20 protein-coding genes are annotated in these 16,555 nt (G+C 48.5%); 5 read left to right on the top strand and 15 right to left on the bottom strand.

Translation table 11 applies throughout. The annotated features are described in order from the left end of the window. The gene (locus J4760_RS03140) at positions 1-900 is read right to left on the bottom strand and encodes a phosphate acyltransferase (protein ID WP_237604758.1); all 900 of its coding nucleotides are present in this window, start codon (positions 898-900) and stop codon (positions 1-3) included. 160 nt (positions 901-1,060) lie between these two features. Here J4760_RS03140 and J4760_RS03135 point away from each other — a divergent pair, with 160 nt between their 5' ends. Continuing rightward, complete coding sequence (locus J4760_RS03135) at positions 1,061-1,327, top strand: DUF2627 domain-containing protein (RefSeq protein ID WP_145287357.1); 267 nt, start codon at positions 1,061-1,063, stop codon at positions 1,325-1,327. Between the two features lie 10 nt (positions 1,328-1,337). Here the strand turns inward: J4760_RS03135 and recN are convergent, their stop codons facing one another. From recN to J4760_RS03070, 13 genes are all read right to left on the bottom strand, one after another. After that, positions 1,338-3,011, bottom strand: coding sequence for a DNA repair protein RecN (recN, locus tag J4760_RS03130; protein ID WP_237604757.1), 1,674 nt, complete (start codon positions 3,009-3,011; stop codon positions 1,338-1,340). Between the two features lie 15 nt (positions 3,012-3,026). Then, positions 3,027-3,479: a transcriptional regulator AhrC/ArgR gene (ahrC, locus tag J4760_RS03125; protein WP_145286201.1), complete on the bottom strand. Its 453-nt coding sequence runs from the start codon at positions 3,477-3,479 to the stop codon at positions 3,027-3,029. 83 nt (positions 3,480-3,562) lie between these two features. Beyond that, positions 3,563-4,354, bottom strand: coding sequence for a TlyA family RNA methyltransferase (locus J4760_RS03120; RefSeq protein ID WP_145286199.1), 792 nt, complete (start codon positions 4,352-4,354; stop codon positions 3,563-3,565). After that, entirely contained in the window at positions 4,332-6,224 is a 1,893-nt protein-coding gene (gene dxs, locus J4760_RS03115; protein ID WP_145286196.1) for a 1-deoxy-D-xylulose-5-phosphate synthase, read from the bottom strand. Before dxs ends, J4760_RS03120 begins: the two co-directional genes overlap by 23 nt. A 91-nt stretch (positions 6,225-6,315) precedes the next feature. Then, positions 6,316-7,194: a polyprenyl synthetase family protein gene (locus J4760_RS03110; protein ID WP_145286193.1), complete on the bottom strand. Its 879-nt coding sequence runs from the start codon at positions 7,192-7,194 to the stop codon at positions 6,316-6,318. Beyond that, positions 7,184-7,396, bottom strand: coding sequence for an exodeoxyribonuclease VII small subunit (locus J4760_RS03105; protein WP_160652345.1), 213 nt, complete (start codon positions 7,394-7,396; stop codon positions 7,184-7,186). Before J4760_RS03105 ends, J4760_RS03110 begins: the two co-directional genes overlap by 11 nt. Continuing rightward, positions 7,383-8,729, bottom strand: a complete 1,347-nt coding sequence (xseA, locus tag J4760_RS03100; RefSeq protein ID WP_237604756.1) for an exodeoxyribonuclease VII large subunit — start codon at positions 8,727-8,729, stop codon at positions 7,383-7,385. The genes J4760_RS03105 and xseA overlap by 14 nt, the downstream gene beginning before the upstream one ends. Beyond that, the gene (gene nusB, locus J4760_RS03095; protein WP_237604755.1) at positions 8,716-9,117 is read right to left on the bottom strand and encodes a transcription antitermination factor NusB; all 402 of its coding nucleotides are present in this window, start codon (positions 9,115-9,117) and stop codon (positions 8,716-8,718) included. Before nusB ends, xseA begins: the two co-directional genes overlap by 14 nt. Before the next feature lie 24 nt (positions 9,118-9,141). Next, entirely contained in the window at positions 9,142-9,489 is a 348-nt protein-coding gene (locus J4760_RS03090; protein ID WP_145286182.1) for an Asp23/Gls24 family envelope stress response protein, read from the bottom strand. A 265-nt stretch (positions 9,490-9,754) separates the two neighbouring features. Beyond that, a complete protein-coding gene (accC, locus tag J4760_RS03085; RefSeq protein ID WP_237605038.1) occupies positions 9,755-11,101 on the bottom strand; it encodes an acetyl-CoA carboxylase biotin carboxylase subunit in 1,347 nt (448 codons plus the stop codon). Beyond that, a complete protein-coding gene (gene accB / locus J4760_RS03080) occupies positions 11,101-11,535 on the bottom strand; it encodes an acetyl-CoA carboxylase biotin carboxyl carrier protein (protein WP_145286180.1) in 435 nt (144 codons plus the stop codon). The genes accC and accB overlap by 1 nt, the downstream gene beginning before the upstream one ends. A gap of 104 nt (positions 11,536-11,639) precedes the next feature. Continuing rightward, entirely contained in the window at positions 11,640-12,197 is a 558-nt protein-coding gene (gene efp / locus J4760_RS03075; RefSeq protein WP_145286177.1) for an elongation factor P, read from the bottom strand. Between the two features lie 30 nt (positions 12,198-12,227). Further along, positions 12,228-13,283, bottom strand: coding sequence for a M24 family metallopeptidase (locus J4760_RS03070; RefSeq protein ID WP_237604754.1), 1,056 nt, complete (start codon positions 13,281-13,283; stop codon positions 12,228-12,230). A 183-nt stretch (positions 13,284-13,466) separates the two neighbouring features. Here J4760_RS03070 and J4760_RS03065 point away from each other — a divergent pair, with 183 nt between their 5' ends. The 3 genes from J4760_RS03065 to J4760_RS03055 are packed head-to-tail and all read left to right on the top strand — an operon-like array spanning position 13,467 to position 15,183. Then, complete coding sequence (locus J4760_RS03065; RefSeq protein ID WP_237604753.1) at positions 13,467-14,033, top strand: hypothetical protein; 567 nt, start codon at positions 13,467-13,469, stop codon at positions 14,031-14,033. Positions 14,034-14,053: 20 nt separating this feature from the next. Further along, a complete protein-coding gene (locus J4760_RS03060; protein WP_237604752.1) occupies positions 14,054-14,956 on the top strand; it encodes a DUF1385 domain-containing protein in 903 nt (300 codons plus the stop codon). Between the two features lie 2 nt (positions 14,957-14,958). Next, positions 14,959-15,183, top strand: coding sequence for an SA1362 family protein (locus J4760_RS03055; RefSeq protein ID WP_145286166.1), 225 nt, complete (start codon positions 14,959-14,961; stop codon positions 15,181-15,183). Between the two features lie 30 nt (positions 15,184-15,213). On the opposite strand, the gene J4760_RS03050 is transcribed toward J4760_RS03055, so the two are convergent. After that, positions 15,214-16,047 (bottom strand): lipoate--protein ligase family protein, encoded by an 834-nt coding sequence (locus J4760_RS03050; protein WP_237604751.1) that lies wholly within the window; start codon positions 16,045-16,047, stop codon positions 15,214-15,216. A gap of 87 nt (positions 16,048-16,134) precedes the next feature. On the opposite strand from J4760_RS03050, the gene J4760_RS03045 reads away from it, so the two are divergent. Then, positions 16,135-16,521, top strand: coding sequence for a rhodanese-like domain-containing protein (locus tag J4760_RS03045; protein ID WP_145286161.1), 387 nt, complete (start codon positions 16,135-16,137; stop codon positions 16,519-16,521). The last annotated feature ends 34 nt before the right edge of the window (positions 16,522-16,555 follow it).

Genomic DNA, 16,555 nt, shown 5'->3' with positions numbered 1-16,555 from the left:
TTATTTGGAAATCTTCATTGCCAGGTTTATGGAATTATATCTATCTTCGGCGCTGTCTGCTCTTGAGGTCAGTACGATCGGTACACTTGCCCCCATGATGATGGAAGCAACGCGCGCACCTGCCGAGTAGACCAGTGACTTGTAGAGTATATTCCCTGCTTCGATGCCAGGGGCGATGAGGATGTCCACATCCCCAGCCACAGTGGACTGGAGTCCTTTGTGGCGGGCCGCCGCCTCCGAGATGGCGAGGTCATACTGCAGTGGTCCTTCTATTGTACAACTATATTTAAAATTTTTAACATCCATACGTGCCAGTGCATCTGCATCAACGGTGGCAGGCATCTTTTCGGAAACCTTCTCCACTGCAGCGAGCAGCGCCACTTTCGGCTCGTCAGCCGAAAGCTGACTGGCACATTCGAGTGTATTGTCTATGATTTTCTTTTTGTCTTCAATCGAAGGTGAAATGTTCATTCCGGCATCGCTGAGCATGATGGCCTTATGGTAGTGCGGCACATCAAACAGTGCAACATGACTGAGCAGGCTGTTATGTATCAGTCCGTATTTTCTGTTCAGAACTTCCTTCAGCAGAACCGATGTTGAAATCAGCCCTTTCATCAGTACATTTGCCTGTCCCGAACTGATCAGCTCGAGGGAGACTGCAGCAGCCGAGTGGTCATCTTGTGCATGATGGATGGTGATCCGTCCATCAGAGAGATGATCGTCTCCATATGAAGCCAGCATGGTCTCGAGAGTTCCCCTGTCATCTACAAGATGACATCTTACGCCTTTTTCATCAATAATGCGAAGAATCGGTTCCAGCACTTCCGGATCAGCCGCCCGGCATACTGAAAGCGCTATCATTTTATTATTGTCCCCTTTGAAAATTTCATCAAATTTCATGTGTGTACCTCCCCTATGCTTTTTATTATACATATTCGGAATTTAAATTACATGAATTTGGTCAAACTTGGAAAATTCTGAAGGTTTTCAAAAGACATATATTTTATTCCTCTTTTCACTTCGGTTATAATGAACATATCCAGATATTCAAGGTGATATTATGAAGAAAATTATTGCACTCGCCATACTGGTCATACCGGTTTTCCTGGCAGGGCTTGGCATAAAGTATATGAGGGACAGCGTTTTCGGCATCGTCAACGACCCATTCACCCTCACCGTCGTCCAGTTCATCGTCGGCCTGCTGCTGACAGCTGCAGGTGTATGGTTCATCGGCGGCTATATACTGCATCGCGAACAGCGCCAGAAAAAAATGCAGGCACAGTTTCTTGAGCAGGCGAATAAAACAGAAGATGAAAATAGAAAATAGAGATACGAACCTAGTTCGTATCTCTATTTTTGGCTTCAATCAGTGTTTTTGCATTTTCGAGCGCGGCTTCTGTAATATCGGAACCGCTGAGCATTCTGGCGATTTCATACACATGATCATCTGCGCCAAGATATGCTGCAACAGATGCAGTGCGCTGGTCTGCAGTCTTCTTTGATACATACAGGTGATGATCGGCAAGCGCAGCTGCCTGCGGCAGGTGGGATATGGAGATGACCTGGCGTGATTTTGACAGCAGCTGCATTTTTTCAGCCATGCGTGTGGCGACAAGGCCGCTGACGCCTGTATCGATCTCATCGAGAATCAGCAGGCTCTGGGCATCGGATTCCGTAAAGATCGTCCGCAATGCCAGCATGACGCGGGCGATTTCACCCCCTGAGGCAATACGGTTCATCGACTTCAGCGGTTCCCCTGCGTTGGTGGAGATGAGAAACTCGACGTCCGAGTAGCCGCGCGGGGCAAATGCACCTTCCCGCACACTGATCTCAAAATCGGCCCCTGGCATATCAAGGTCGTTGAGCTCCTTTTTGATCCTGTTCTCAAGAAAGTGCTTCTGCTCGAGCCTGAAGGTATGCAGGTCCTTTGCGTACTGCTCCATCCGCTTTTGAGCCTGTGCACGTCTGTTCTGCAGTGCTTCGAAAGACTGTGCAATGTTGCCGAGCTGTTCGATGTCCTCTGCCAGGGCATCTCTGTATTCGATCAGCTCATCGAGCGTCTTGTTGTATTTTCGTTTCAGGGAGTTGATGTCCGACAGCCGGGACTGCTTCACATTCAGGCTTTCCTCATCATAGTCGAGTGCGGACAGGTCGCTCCCCACTCTGCTGCCGAGCTCATCGAGCAGATGGTACGCTTCAAGAACGGTATCCCCATACTGCTTGTAGTTCTCGTCGAAGTTCGACAGTGTGTCGATATGGCTATGGATGTCATAGAGCATGTTCTGCGGGGCATACTCGGAACTGAGCTGTGCCTGGATCGATGAGAGTGTATTGCTGATCTTTTCGAAGTTGTCGAGGTAGCTGATCTCCTCCTCGAGCCTCTCCTCCTCATCAGGAACGAGCGCCATGGCTTCGAGTTCCTCGAACTGGTGCTTGTACATCTGCAGCTGCTGAACCCGATTCTTATCCTTGTATTCAAGCTCCTTGATTTTTGCTTCCAGAGCTCTGAATTCTTCGAAGCTTTCCTGATATTTTCCGAATGACGCCCTGTCCGCTACGTCAATATAGCGGTCCAGGTACAGAATATGCTTGCCGTGCTCGAGGGCTTCCGACTGGGAGGACTGGGAGTGGATACTGACGACCTCATCCATGATGTCCTTCAGTGCACCGAGGGTGATCATGCGGGAGTTTATTTTGATGATGCTTTTGCGGTTCTGCATGACTTCCCTTCTCACAATGTAGAGCTCATCCTCTTCGATATCATTCTGAGCAAGCAGTTCCCGGATTGTATCCGATTGCGGGAAGTCGAAGACGCCTTCGATAAGTGCACCCTCGGTTTCATATCTGATATCTTCGATGGAAGCCCGTTTCCCGTAGAGGTATCTTATGGCCTCGATGATCATGGATTTACCGGCACCTGATTCACCGGAAATGACGGTCAGCCCACTGTCGAAATCCAGTTCGATATCCTTCAGTACAGCCAGATTCTTGATTTTCAGACGTATCAGCAAATTAAACACTCCAATTTAGATCAGATTGAATATCCGGTCCCTAATCTCATTCTGTGCATCTTCACTCCGGCATATCATCAGACACGTATCATCACCGCATATGGTGCCCACAACTTCCTCCCATTCCAGCTGGTCGATGATTGCGCCGATGGACTGGGCATTGCCGGGCAGTGTCTTCAATACCAGAAGGTTGTCCGTATAGTCCAGTTTAACAAAACTGTCCATCAGATACCTCCCAAGCTTCTCAAGTGGATGGAATTTCCGGTCTTTCGGCATGCTGTAGACGTATGAACCGCTTGGTGTAGGCACTTTGATGAGCTGCAGTTCCTTGATATCCCTTGATACCGTGGCCTGTGTCACATTGAAGTTGTATTCATTCAGCCTTTCGACCAGGTCCTCCTGTGTTTCCACCTTGCTGTTGGTGATGATTTCCCTGATTTTGATCTGTCGTATCGATTTATTCGACATGATGTTCCTCCTCGTTTTCGCATTTTGTATATTTATACATATGATATCATAGAATGAATGCCAGCAACACGAAAAAAAGGACATCAGCCATAGACGATCTGCTGAATGTCCTTTTCTTGTACTGCAGTAGCTGAAATATCGGAGGATGTGAGATGAAGCAGATACTCGATATTCCCTTTAGTACCCGTAATCGGAGACCTGTCGAGTCCCGTGCCATGCAGGCCGATGCTGCTGCATGCTTCAAGTACACGGCGGATGACGTTTTCATGCGTCGCTTTCGAAGTGATGATGCCACTTTCCTCCCGCTCTTCCAGATAGGACTCGAACTGGGGTTTGATCAGGGCAATCACTTCATACTCATGATCGAACAGTTCGGTAATATGCCTCAGTATCGGGACAATGGAGGTAAAAGAAACATCGATGGTAAGCACATCAGGCAGCATGGGAAAATCCGCCACTTTTGTATCCTTGAAATTCGTCTGCTCCATCACCGTCACGCGTGCATCTGTACGCAACCTGTAGTCGAGCTGGTTGGTACCGACATCCACTGCATAAACATGTATGGCACCTTTCTGAAGCGAACAGTCCGTAAATCCGCCTGTTGAACTGCCGATATCGGTGACAATACTGCTGTCAAGATCGATCCCGAATGCTTTTAAGGCATAGTCGAGCTTGACGCCGCCCCTTGAAACATAAGGCTTTATATTTTTGAAACGGATATCCGCCTTCGAGATATCTATCATCTCAGAAGGTTTGTATACCGGCTGGTTGCTGTTCAGTACTTTTCCGGCCATGATGATCCGCCTGACCGCTTCCAGCGTGCCGAGATTAAAGTTGTCGTGGAGATATTCATCAATTCTTGATTTCTTTTTCATTGTTCTGCTCCAGTAGTATTCGGGACTGCAGAATGATATTGTCGGTTGTGATGCCGATATCCTCAAGCAGCCTGTTGACGTCACCATGTTCGACATATTCATTGTCGATACCAATTCTTCTGAGAGGATTGGTGAAGCCATGGTCGGTCATGAAACTTGCAATCATACTGCCGAGCCCACCTGTGAGCATGGATTCCTCAACTGTAAGGATTGGATTCCCTTCAATCCCGAGAGACTGGAGCATTGCTTCGTCCATCGGCTTGATGAAACGCGCATTGATGACTCTGGCGCTGACACCATTCTCCTTGAGTGCGACAGCTGCATTGATCGCAAGATCGAGTGTCGGACCGAAAGAGATGATCGTCATATCTTCCCCTTCGACCAGTTCTTCCCACTGGCCATACTTGAGCGGCTTGGCGTTTCCACTCTGCTCCACTCCTTTGATGTTGCCGCGCGGATATCTGAGGGCGACCGGCCCTTCGTGGCTGAATGCAAGATCGATCATCTGCTCTGCTTCAAGCTCGTCTTTAGGCATCATCAAAGTCATGTTCGGCAGCGGGGAGATGAAGCTGATATCGAATACACCCTGGTGTGTTTCACCATCCGCTCCGACAAGTCCGCTCCTGTCGATGCCGAGGAAAACATTCAGGTTCTGGCGATCGACATCATGCAGCAGCTGGTCATAGCCCCTTTGCAGAAATGTCGAATAGATGGCCAGATACGGCCTCATGCCGCTTGCAGCAAGTCCACCTGCCATGGTGACCGCGTGCTGTTCGGCGATACCGACGTCAAAGAACCGTTCCGGCAGTGTATTCTGGAATTTTGTCAGCTTGCTGCCGACCGGCATGGCCGGTGTCAGAGCGACGATGCGTTCATCCTCGAGCGCACGATCGAGGACAGTATTCGACATGAATTCACTCCATGATGGCGTGGTTTTGCTGCCGAGCACTTCGCCGGTATCCATCTTGTACGGACCAAGACCATGCCATTTGCCGAGCTTGTCATCCTCTGCCGGATGGTAGCCCTTGCCCTTTTTCGTAATGACGTGGATGACGACCGGTCCCTTGTAGTCTTTTGAAATCTGTATGGCGTTCGACAATGCAGCAAAATCATGCCCATCGACGGGACCGATATACTTGATGCCGAGCTCTTCGAAAAAGACGCCGTCCACAACGAGGTATTTCATGCTGTCCTTTATTCTGTCCGCCATATCTCGCAGCCTCGACCCGACTTGCGGCAGACGGTTCAGAAAGTCTTCTATATCGTGCTTGACGCGATTATACTGCGTATTCGTCCGCATGCGGCCGAGCATGTGGTGCAAGGCGCCCACGTTTGGTGCTATGCTCATTTCATTATCGTTCAGGATGATGGTCATATCCGTCCTGTCGGAGCCGATATGATTCAGTGCTTCAAGCGCCATTCCGCCTGTCAGCGCGCCATCTCCGATGATCGGGATGACGTGGTGACCCTCGCCTTTGATATCCCGTGCCTTGGCAATCCCCATGGCTGCTGATAGACTGGTGGATGAATGTCCTGCCTCCCAGACATCATGTTCGGATTCACGCATCTTGGGAAATCCGCACAAGCCTTTATACTGTCTGAGTGTTTCAAACTCACTGATGCGTCCAGTGAGGATCTTATGAATGTATGCCTGATGTCCAACATCGAACAAAAGCCGATCTTCTGGTGAATCAAAATGCTTATGCAGGGCGATCGTCAGTTCCACTACGCCGAGGTTGGCACCGATGTGGCCGCCTGTTCTCGAGCATGACTGGATCAGAAACTCCCTTACATCCTGTGCCAGTTCCTTCAGTTCCTCATCATCTTTCTGCTTCAAAAATGACGGGTCTTCTATACTATATAGATTCATATAGCACCCACCTTCAAATTTTCTACTGCCAATTATACCACTTTTATCATTTAGGCTAAAATAAAAATGATAATCCACGTATTATGAATTATCATTGGTTTCTTACTGCAAACCTCTGCAGCACGCTATACAGTTGCTCTGTTTCGATATCTGCTGCCAGATCATCGAGTATCCGTTTTGCACTTTCGACGAGCTGCTCGAGTTCATCATGTGCACCACTCAAGCCATAGGTGCTCACATAGGTGGTCTTATTGTTCTTTTCATCACTGCCTGATGATTTTCCAGTTACAGCAATGTCACCCTCCACATCGAGTATGTCATCCCTGATCTGAAACAGGATGCCGAGCGCCTCGGCAAAGCGGATCAGCTGCGCTGTCACTTCATCTGTAGCATCTGCAATAATGCATGCACACTGGACCGGCAGTACAATCAGCTGTCCTGTCTTGTACTGGTGGATATTCTCAAGCTGGCTGAGACTGATATCCTGTCCTTCCGCCTCGATATCGAGCATCTGGCCGCCAATCATGCCGTTGAAGCCCGATTTCGCCGCAATATGCCCAATCAGCGCGACCCGCTTGTCAGCAGGCAGCGTGTCATCCTGGGCCACAATACTGAAACTCTCGGTCAATAGTGTATCCCCTGCCAGAATGGCTGCCGCCTCACCGTAGACTTTATGGTTCGTCGGTTTCCCCCGGCGATAATCATCATCATCCATTGCCGGCAGATCGTCATGGATCAAAGAATATGTATGGATCATCTCAATGGCTGCCGCCACCTGTACACCCTTCATCGGATCATGTCCAAGGGCGTCTAGCGTTGAAAATAGAAGATAGGGGCGGAATCTCTTTCCCCCCGCCTCTATCGAATAGCTGCTCGCTTTTCTGATTGTTGGTGAAACATGATTCTGTCCAAGGTGCGCAAGTATGGAAGATTCGGTCGCCTCGAGATAATGCTGCATATTATTGTTCATCATCTGCTCCCTTACGGTTTAATGTTTCAACTTTCAGTTCTGCATCTTTCAGTATCTTTTCGCATTCTGCAGTCAACTCGACACCTTTCTGGTAGAGTTTGAGCGACGCTTCGAGAGAGACTTCATCCTCATCCAGCTGTTTGACGATCTGCTCGAGCTGTTTCATCTTCTCTTCGAATGTTTCATTTTCAGTTTCTGCCATCATGATTCACCTCTGTCACTTTTGATACGATGCTGCCATCGGCAAACGTCGACTGGACTTCATCGCCCAATTCGAGCTGATGCGCATCCTTGACGATTACACCCTGATGCGTAGTGAAGGAATAGCCGCGCAGCAGTACATTGGTCGGACTCAGCGAATTGAGACTCTCGATTACTCTTGCGAGACTTTTCCTCGAGTCGCCTGTTCTGACCCGCATGGCACGATCAAGCTGTCCTTTCCGCTCCATCAGTGTTCCGGCGCTCCTTTTTATTTCAGGTCCTGGAGTATTGTATCTGACGCTTTCCTTCAGGACGGATAGCCGGTAGTGGCTGTCTTTTATTGCATGGTGCATTCTATCATCCAGTATGTCCTTCAGATTGGCGAGCCTTTCTGCCTGCTGGTCATAGAGAAGATCCGGATTTCTAAGCTTGTAGTAGGAACCAAGTGCATCCAGTCGGCTTCTGCCCGATTCAAGCTTCTGTGCCACCCTGCGGGAAGCATAGTTTTCGAACTGGCGCAATCTTTCAAATATATCCTGCTGGTCGGGCACTGCCATTTCGGCAGCCGCTGTGGGCGTCGCTGCGCGCACGTCAGCAACGAAGTCCACCAGTGTCGTATCGGTTTCATGACCGATGCCTGTAATGACCGGTGTCTTCATATCAAAAATCTTCAATGCGACATCCTTTTCATTGAAAGTCCACAGATCCTCTATCGAGCCGCCGCCGCGGGCAAGGATGATGATATCATTGCCCAGCCTATCGGCATACTCGAGGTTTTCAACCACGGCCTGCCGGCTCCTCGGCCCCTGCATCAGCGTATTGATGACTGTGACGGACACCAGCGGATAGCGTCTGCTCAATGTCGTAATCATATCCCGCACAGCAGCCCCGGTTTCAGAGCTGATGATGGTGATGGTCCTTGGGTAGCGGGGCAGCGTTTTCTTATGCTGCACATCAAAGTAGCCTTTTTCAGCAAGCTGCTTCTTGTCCTGTTCAAGCTTTTCGAAAAGCATGCCGATGCCATCCATCTCCATCTTTTCCACATAGACCTGATACTGTCCGCTGGATTCAAAAATGCTGACCCGGCCTTCGATCAGGACACTCTGCCCCTCTTCGGGATTGAACTTGAGACTGCCGGCATTCCTTGAGAACATGATGGCCCGTACGACCGACTGCTCGTCCTTGATGGCAAAGAAAATATGCCCACTCGTATGACGCTTCACATTGGAAAGTTCACCTTTTAGAAAGACCCGTGTCAAATACGGGTCCTGGTCGAATTTATATTTAAGGTATCTGGTCAGTGCGCCGACGGAAAGATATCTACTGTTCTCCATCTTGCTGCTCATCCGTTTCCGTGATGAAGTTTTTCAGGACGCCGTTGACAAATCGGAAGCTGTCCTTCTCACCATAGAGCTTGGCAAGGAGGATCGCTTCATTGATGACCACCCGCTGTGGGGAATCGCCATGAAGCAGTTCAGAAATCGCTGTTCTCAGGATGTTGCGTTCCACTTTAGGAATCCTTTCAAGCGTATAGTTGGTGAGATGGTTTCTGATGTCCCCGTCCACCGACTCGCTGTTGCCGCCGTAGTAGTCTACAATCCGGCTGATATAGTCATACTCCCTGTAGAGATCGTAAAACGCAGTCTCTTCCAATGCAACCAGACCATGATCCTGCTGAAAGATGATCTGGAATATTTTTTTTCGCTGCTCGTGTCTGTTCATTATTAACACCCATCTACTGTTCTATTATTTAATATTGACGATGTGCACATTGACTTCTTTGACATCATGATCCGTCATATTCCGGATGGCCTGGTTGACATTCTTCTGGATAAGTTCTGCGGTCTCATGGATATTACGGCGTGTGGAAAGAGAAACATAGATGGAAATCCTTACTTCGTTGTCTTTTGCATCCACTTTGACACCCCGGCCCCTGTACTTCTTGCCGATCTTCTCAAAGTTGCCGCTGGCAAAGTTGTTCTGCAGCGCATGCACACCTTCAGTTTCAGTCACCGCAATGCTCGCGATCACTTCAAGTACTTCCGGTGATAGCTCTATCTGTCCAAGATTTGCTTTGTCTTCCTGAATTATCATGTTCATCACCTCGTCAATTCATTATATCATGATTCGACAGGAAATTGGATGACGTTTCTGCCAGTCCCGGCATGAAATGAACCCCCCGATTCCGGAGATCTTTCCAAGGTCTGTGCATGACGGCCATCAATCACCATTCCGTTAGTTATCATATTATGGTGTGCAAATATCGTTGTCAACCATAGGGATGGCCCCCGGGGAAATCCTGGAGAGCCACATAGAAAGGGGACATCAGTGAAGATGTCCCCTTTCCATATTCATACCATCAGTTCATGATGTCGTTGTTCGCCAGGAAGTTGGTATTATAGTCGTTCGATCTGAATGCTTCATGCTGGAGCAGATTCGTATGGAACGGAATGGTCGTATCGACGCCGCCGATCTTGAATTCTCCAAGCGCACGGAGTGCAGTATGGATCGCTTCTTCCCTTGTGTCTGCATGGGTGATGAGCTTGGCGATCATCGAGTCGTAATACGGTGGAATGACGTAGCCGGAGTAGCAGGCGGAATCCAGTCTGACACCATATCCACCAGGAGTGATGAATTCTTTGATCTTGCCGGCAGATGGCATGAAGTTCTTGTAGGGGTTCTCCGCATTGATGCGAAGTTCAACAGCATGCCCCTTTAATTCAATGTCCTCCTGCCTGAAAGGAATCGCTTCTCTTCTGGCCACTCTGATCTGCATCTTGACAAGGTCGATGCCTGTAATCATTTCCGTTACAGGGTGCTCGACCTGGATGCGGGTATTCATCTCCATGAAATAGAAGTGGTCTTCATTCAGGTCATAGATGAATTCGATTGTGCCGGCGCCGATGTAGTCGATGCTTTTGGCGGCAGTGACTGCCGTATCACCCATCTCCTTGCGTTTCTCCTCCGACAGGATGGGACTCGGTGCCTCTTCGACAAGCTTCTGCATGCGGCGCTGTATTGTACAATCACGCTCGCCCAGGTGGACGACATTGCCATGATAGTCTCCGAGAACCTGTATTTCGATGTGCCTGAAGTTCTCGATGTATTTCTCGATATAGAGGCTCTTGTTGCCGAAGGCACTTTCCGCCTCCTGCTCGGTCATCTTATAGTTCTGGACGAGGGATTCCTCATCACGGGCAACGCGGATGCCTTTTCCGCCGCCACCATAGCTTGCTTTGATGATGACCGGATAGCCGATCTCCTCAGAGATCTTCTTCGCGTCTTCAACGGATTCGACAACACCTTCGCTACCCGGCACAGTCGGTACGCCTGCTTTTTTCATCGTATCCTTCGCGACGTCCTTTACACCCATGAGTGCAATCGTCTCGTGCATCGGTCCAATGAATATGAGGTTCGATGCCTCACACATTTCGGCGAAGTCACTATTTTCTGCAAGGAACCCATATCCAGGATGAATGGCATCACAGCCGGTCTTCTTGGCGATTGTTATGATGCTGATCATGTCAAGATAGCTGTCTTTCGACAGTTTGGGGCCGACACAGTACGATTCTGTCGCAAGTCTGCGGTGCAGACTGTCAGCATCTGCTTCAGAATAGATGCTGACCGACTCTATATCTAGTTCAGTACAGGCTCTGATGATTCGAACGGCAATTTCCCCACGGTTGGCAACTAGTATTTTCTTAATCATCGGACTCTGAACAATGGCTGGTCGTATTCAACCATTTCTCCATCTTCGACAAGAATTTCTGTGATCTCACCGGAAGTTTCCGCCTGAATTTCGTTGAACAGTTTCATTGCTTCCAGAATGCATACGACACTTGAATTTTCCACCTTGTCGCCCACCTTGACATAAGGATCCACTTCCGGGGAAGAGGCTTTATAGAATGTGCCGACCATCGGTGCCTTGATGACCTTGCCTTCCTCCTGTGGTGCGGCTTCAGTACTCTGTACCGGCTGGGCGAACTCGGGTGCTGCCTGGACTGGTGCAGCTGTCTGCTGAGGCACATTCATGCTGTCGCGCTTCAGCACGATGTCCACTTCCCCGTCCTTATATGACAGTTCTGTCAAAGATGCCTTTTCCATTTTGCTAATCAGTTCATCAATATACTCCAGTTTCATGTCTACTGCTCCTTAACATTCAAAATTTCTCTCTTATATTCTACGCAAGTGGTCATACCAATTCAAGGAAAAAATAAAAGCAGATCGGAATCTGCTTTTTATTTCTATGCTCTGGATACGTAGCTGCCGTCGTCCGTACTGATCACCAGTACGTCATCCTGGTTGACGAAAAGCGGTACTTGAAGCACAAGGCCGGTTTCAAGTGTTGCCGACTTGGTCGCGCCACTCGCCGTATCTCCCTTGATGCCGGGCTCGGTCTCAACAACTCTCAGTTCCACTGATTTCGGCAGTTCAACACCGAGCGTCTCCCCTTCATACATGATCAGGGAGACGTTCATGTTCTCCTGAAGGTACTTCAGTTCGTCCTTCAGGGCTGAAGCATCGAGTTCCACCTGGTCGAATGTGTTGTTGTCCATGAATACATGTGTATCACCATCAGCATAGAGATACTGCATCTTTCTGTTGTCGATCTGTGCACGACCGACCTTCTCACCTGCGCGGAATGTCTTTTCCTGGATGGCGCCTGTCCTCAAGTTTCTGAGCTTGCTTCTGACAAATGCTGCGCCTTTGCCCGGCTTGACGTGCTGGAATTCAACAACTCTCCAGATTCCGCCATCCACTTCCACTGTAAGGCCTGTTTTAAAATCATTGACTGAAATCATACTATTCCTCCTATTGTTCCACTGATATATTCAGATGATGAAAAGTTCCTTGCTGCTGTTGGAAAGCTTCTCGAGTCCGCTTTCCGTAACAATGCAGTCATCCTCGATGCGGACGCCGCCGACACCATCGATATAGATGCCGGGTTCGACTGTGACACACATGTCCTTCTCGAGTACCATGCCGCTTGCTTTCGACAGTCCCGGCATCTCGTGGACTTCGAGTCCGAGTCCATGCCCGAGCGAGTGGCCGAAATTTTCACCATAGCCATGCTCTGTAATGATATCGCGGGCGATGGCATCCGCCTCCTTGCCGGTCATTCCGCTTCTGATCTGTTCCAATGCGGCCAATTGTGATGTTAACACAATCGCATGCACCTTTTCCATCTCTTCACTTACCGACCCGACCCCGAACGAGCGCGTAATGTCGGACGCATACCCATTATAGTAGGCGCCAAAGTCGAGTGTCACCATGTCACCGGACTCGATCTTCTTATCCGATGCGACACCGTGCGGCAGTGCACCGCGGTACCCGCTGGCTACGATGATGTCGAAGCTTGAGCCTGCGGCACCAAGCTTGCGCATATGGTTTTCAAGTTCATTTCTGACTTCAAGTTCCGTCTGCCCGGGTCTGATATACCCGAGTATGTGGTCATATGCTTCGTCTGCAATGTCGCACGCTTTCCGGATGAGTGAAACTTCCTCTGACGTCTTGTACATGCGGATGGTTTCGATTTCATTGGTCAGCGGTACAAGGTCGAATTGCCTGTTCAGCTGTTCATAAGTATTATAGTTTATATGCTGTCCTTCAAAGCCCACAGTGCGGAGGCCTTTTTGTTCAAGGAATTCAGCTATGAAGTCGAGCAGTCCTCTATTCTGCAGGACGAACTCGAACTGGTCTGCCTGTTTTGCTGCCTGGGCCTTGTACCTGAAGTCGGATATCAGATATCTGCTGTCCTTCGTGATGACCACTGCACCGCTCGAACCTGTAAAGCCTGTCAGGTAGCGACGGTTGTAGTCACTCAGTACAAGCAGGGCATCGATGTTGTTCTTTTCAATCAAAGCGTTGACTTTATCAAATTTTATCATGTGCATCTACTCCACCTTTCAAATACATATTACATTAAATCCACTGCAATTTCAGTAATGCCTGCTTTGAATTTGAGATAATAGGAAAATAAGTACTGCGCAGCAGCTGATGTATTGCAAATGAATATCATCTTTTAATATAACATGATAAAATAACACAATGAGATACAGGAGAATGAGAATATGAAGCGTATGATATATATTCCGCTTGTTGCACTTGGTCTAAGTGCCTGCGGAGACCCATCAATTGAAGAAGAACTGGCAAGTGCGAATGACCGCAATGAGGAGCTTCAGAGCATCCTCCAGACCGAGGAAGTCGCACTCCAGAAGAACACCCAGCGTCTTGAGGCACTGGAAGAGGATATTTCCAAAATGCAGTCTGTCATCAGCAATCCTGACATAGATGCCTATGTCGATATTGTCACAGACTATTCCGACGCCATGAAGCAGGGCCTCTCGGATCTGGATACGCTGCTGTCCGATAATGCAGATGCACAGGACCTTTCGACCATGAATGCATCATTCGAGGAGATAGAAAAAAGCCTGGCAGAGGCGATTGAAGCGTACCGTGATGGTGCCACGAGTGTGGAACTCGACGAATATCTTGTCCGTCGGCACAGTGCGATACAGCTCGCCAACGAAGATATCCTTGCCGCTCTCGATTCGATCGGAAATGGCATTTCCGCGTCGGATCAGAATCTGCTTGACCAGGGGCTTGTACAGCTGAGAAATGCACATGAATACTATTGAAAGAAGGAAGCGTCGAAAAAATGGATAAACCGAAGTTCGGTGGACAGGCAGTAATCGAAGGTGTCATGTTCCAGTCAAAAGACAAAATGGTGACAGCAATCCGCAGAAGCAATGACGATATCGAATATTTCGAGATGGACCGTCCGGAGAAGGCATGGGTACAGAAACTGAAGAAGATTCCGATTCTCAGGGGCAACGTGGCCATCATCGAATCAAGTATATATGGCATGAAGCATATGGAGTTCGCTACAGACCGCTATGAAAGGGATCCGGCAGACGATGTGAAGATCGAGCAGGAAAAGCAGGATGCCAATACGGCAAGGATTGTCATGTCCACCATCATTGTCGGCATACTCTCCTTTCTGGTCGGTAAATTCCTGTTTACGCTGATTCCGGTATTTATTGCCGAAGTGTTCTCAGGTGTGGTCACCTCCCATGTCGGGCAGGTATTTCTGGAATCTGTCTTCAAATTGATTCTGCTGCTCGTCTACATCTATGCCATCTCCATGACCCCCATGATAAAAAGGCTGTTCCAGTACCATGGCGCCGAGCATAAGGTGATCAACACTTTTGAAAATGGAGATGAACTGACAGTCGGCAATGTCCAGAAGCATTCAAGACTGCACTACCGTTGCGGAAGCTCGTTCATCCTGTTTACCGTACTTGTCGGTTTTGTCGTATACATGTTCGTTCCGGTCGATCCATTCTACGTCAGGATACTCAACCGGATCGCATTGATTCCTGTGGTCATCGGCCTGTCGTTTGAATTTCTGCAGTTCACCAACAAGGTGAGGAATGTACCGGTGCTCAAATGGCTCGGAATTCCGGGGCTTATGCTCCAGCTGCTGACTACAAAACAGCCGGATGGCCATCAGGTCGAGGTCGCCATCAAATCATTCAACAAATTATTAAGGAGCGTCTGATAATGAAAAAGTTTGTACTATACCTGGTGCTCGCCATCGCAGCACTCGGTCTGGTCACCAACATGGAATACTTTCTGAACATGATCGTCAACTCCCTCGTATTTCTGGTAGTGATTGGTCTGATTCTATACGGCATCTACTATTTCTTCATTCTGACAGAGAGCCAGAGGAAGTATAAGAGGGCATTGCGAAAATCCAAAAGAAAATACAAAAATAGAAAAAAATAGAAAACAGGCCGCGTGTGCGGCCTGTTTTTTTCATCTTCTATAGTTCCATTCATCGGATGCATACTTTTTCCTGATTTCTTCAAGTCGCACTCTGTCGCTGTCCGTCAGTACATAGGGCTCGGTTGTAATATCGAGCCCTTTTTCAAAACCTTCCTTGAAAGCAGGATAGAGATCCTCCACTGTAAATCTTCTGTCGCTGATTTCATTGATTGCGACTGCCTTCTCCTTGAAGGCGGTCTTCATCTTTTCTTTGAATCTTTCGTTCGTATATGTAAACATGTCGAAAAGATGATCGATATCGACATCAAGAAGGATCGAACCGTGCTGCATGATGACGCCGCCCTGCCTGGTCTGCGCGCTGCCGGCAATCTTCCTGCCTTCGACGACCAGCTCATACCAGCTTGGCGTATCAAAGCACACGCTGCTTCTGATATTCGTCAATTCCTTCTTTTCCTCTTTTGTCCGCGGAATGCTGAAGTGCGCGTCGAGACTAAGGTTTCTGAACCCTTCAAGCAGTCCCTGTGATAGAATGCGGTAGCTTTCAGTGACCGAATCAGGCATGTCGGGATAGTTCTCAGGCAGTACGACACTGTATGTCAGCTCCCTATCATGCAGTACGCCCCTGCCGCCTGTTGCACGACGCACCAGTTCGTAGCCGTATTCATCCACGCGGTCTATATCGATCTCCTTTTCCATCTTCTGAAAATAGCCGATCGACAAAGTCGGCGTCTCCCATTCATACAGTCTTATGGCAGCAGGTATCTCCCCCTGTCTGACCTTCTCCATCAGCAGTTCATCCAGCGCCATGTTATGGAAAGCATCATTTCTGCCGCTTTCCAGATAGAACCATCTGTTTTGTACCATAGTGATCACTCCTGTCTTTTTCTCTTTCAAATTATACCAAACATCTCTATAATAAACTTATGTGAAATTTTTAAGGAGAGATGCAGATTGGATACATGGTTGATCATTCTACTGGCTGCAGTCGTTGTCCTTCTTCTTCTGGTGCTCAATGGCTTCAGAAATATGAAAAGCGTCAAATCGCTGCCTGAGGAAGAGTTCAAAAAAGACTTGAGACGCGTACAGCTTGTAGATCTGAGAGAAAAGGAAAAGTATGAATATGGCCATATCATGGGAGCAAGGAACATTCCGATGATGAACTTTTCGATGAAGATGAATTCACTTCGAAAAGACCAGCCGATCTACCTCTATGACCAGACGGGACGTCTGTCCATCAGAGCCGGCAGAATGCTCAAAAAAGCAGGCTATAATGATATCTATATGCTGAAGAACGGTATCAGCAAATGGACGGGTAAAATAAAATCCAAAAACAAATAGCATGACAAAAGGAGATCCGGGTCTTGACCCGGAT

The organism is Salinicoccus sp. ID82-1, from assembly GCF_021991715.1.
GTDB lineage: Bacteria > Bacillota > Bacilli > Staphylococcales > Salinicoccaceae > Salinicoccus > Salinicoccus cyprini.
This window is presented reverse-complemented; position numbering and strand designations above follow the sequence as displayed.

Excerpts from the sequence above, each read along its gene's own strand:
- J4760_RS03140 (WP_237604758.1), bottom strand. The coding sequence starts at position 900 with ATGAAATTTGATGAAATTTTCAAAGGGGACAATAATAAAATGATAGCG.
- J4760_RS03135 (WP_145287357.1), top strand. The coding sequence starts at position 1,061 with ATGAAGAAAATTATTGCACTCGCCATACTGGTCATACCGGTTTTCCTG.
- ahrC (WP_145286201.1), bottom strand. The coding sequence starts at position 3,479 with ATGTCGAATAAATCGATACGACAGATCAAAATCAGGGAAATCATCACC.
- J4760_RS03120 (WP_145286199.1), bottom strand. The coding sequence starts at position 4,354 with ATGAAAAAGAAATCAAGAATTGATGAATATCTCCACGACAACTTTAAT.
- dxs (WP_145286196.1), bottom strand. The coding sequence starts at position 6,224 with ATGAATCTATATAGTATAGAAGACCCGTCATTTTTGAAGCAGAAAGAT.
- J4760_RS03110 (WP_145286193.1), bottom strand. The coding sequence starts at position 7,194 with ATGAACAATAATATGCAGCATTATCTCGAGGCGACCGAATCTTCCATA.
- J4760_RS03105 (WP_160652345.1), bottom strand. The coding sequence starts at position 7,396 with ATGGCAGAAACTGAAAATGAAACATTCGAAGAGAAGATGAAACAGCTC.
- xseA (WP_237604756.1), bottom strand. The coding sequence starts at position 8,729 with ATGGAGAACAGTAGATATCTTTCCGTCGGCGCACTGACCAGATACCTT.
- nusB (WP_237604755.1), bottom strand. The coding sequence starts at position 9,117 with ATGAACAGACACGAGCAGCGAAAAAAAATATTCCAGATCATCTTTCAG.
- J4760_RS03090 (WP_145286182.1), bottom strand. The coding sequence starts at position 9,489 with ATGATAATTCAGGAAGACAAAGCAAATCTTGGACAGATAGAGCTATCA.
- accB (WP_145286180.1), bottom strand. The coding sequence starts at position 11,535 with ATGAAACTGGAGTATATTGATGAACTGATTAGCAAAATGGAAAAGGCA.
- efp (WP_145286177.1), bottom strand. The coding sequence starts at position 12,197 with ATGATTTCAGTCAATGATTTTAAAACAGGCCTTACAGTGGAAGTGGAT.
- J4760_RS03070 (WP_237604754.1), bottom strand. The coding sequence starts at position 13,283 with ATGATAAAATTTGATAAAGTCAACGCTTTGATTGAAAAGAACAACATC.
- J4760_RS03065 (WP_237604753.1), top strand. The coding sequence starts at position 13,467 with ATGAAGCGTATGATATATATTCCGCTTGTTGCACTTGGTCTAAGTGCC.
- J4760_RS03060 (WP_237604752.1), top strand. The coding sequence starts at position 14,054 with ATGGATAAACCGAAGTTCGGTGGACAGGCAGTAATCGAAGGTGTCATG.
- J4760_RS03055 (WP_145286166.1), top strand. The coding sequence starts at position 14,959 with ATGAAAAAGTTTGTACTATACCTGGTGCTCGCCATCGCAGCACTCGGT.
- J4760_RS03050 (WP_237604751.1), bottom strand. The coding sequence starts at position 16,047 with ATGGTACAAAACAGATGGTTCTATCTGGAAAGCGGCAGAAATGATGCT.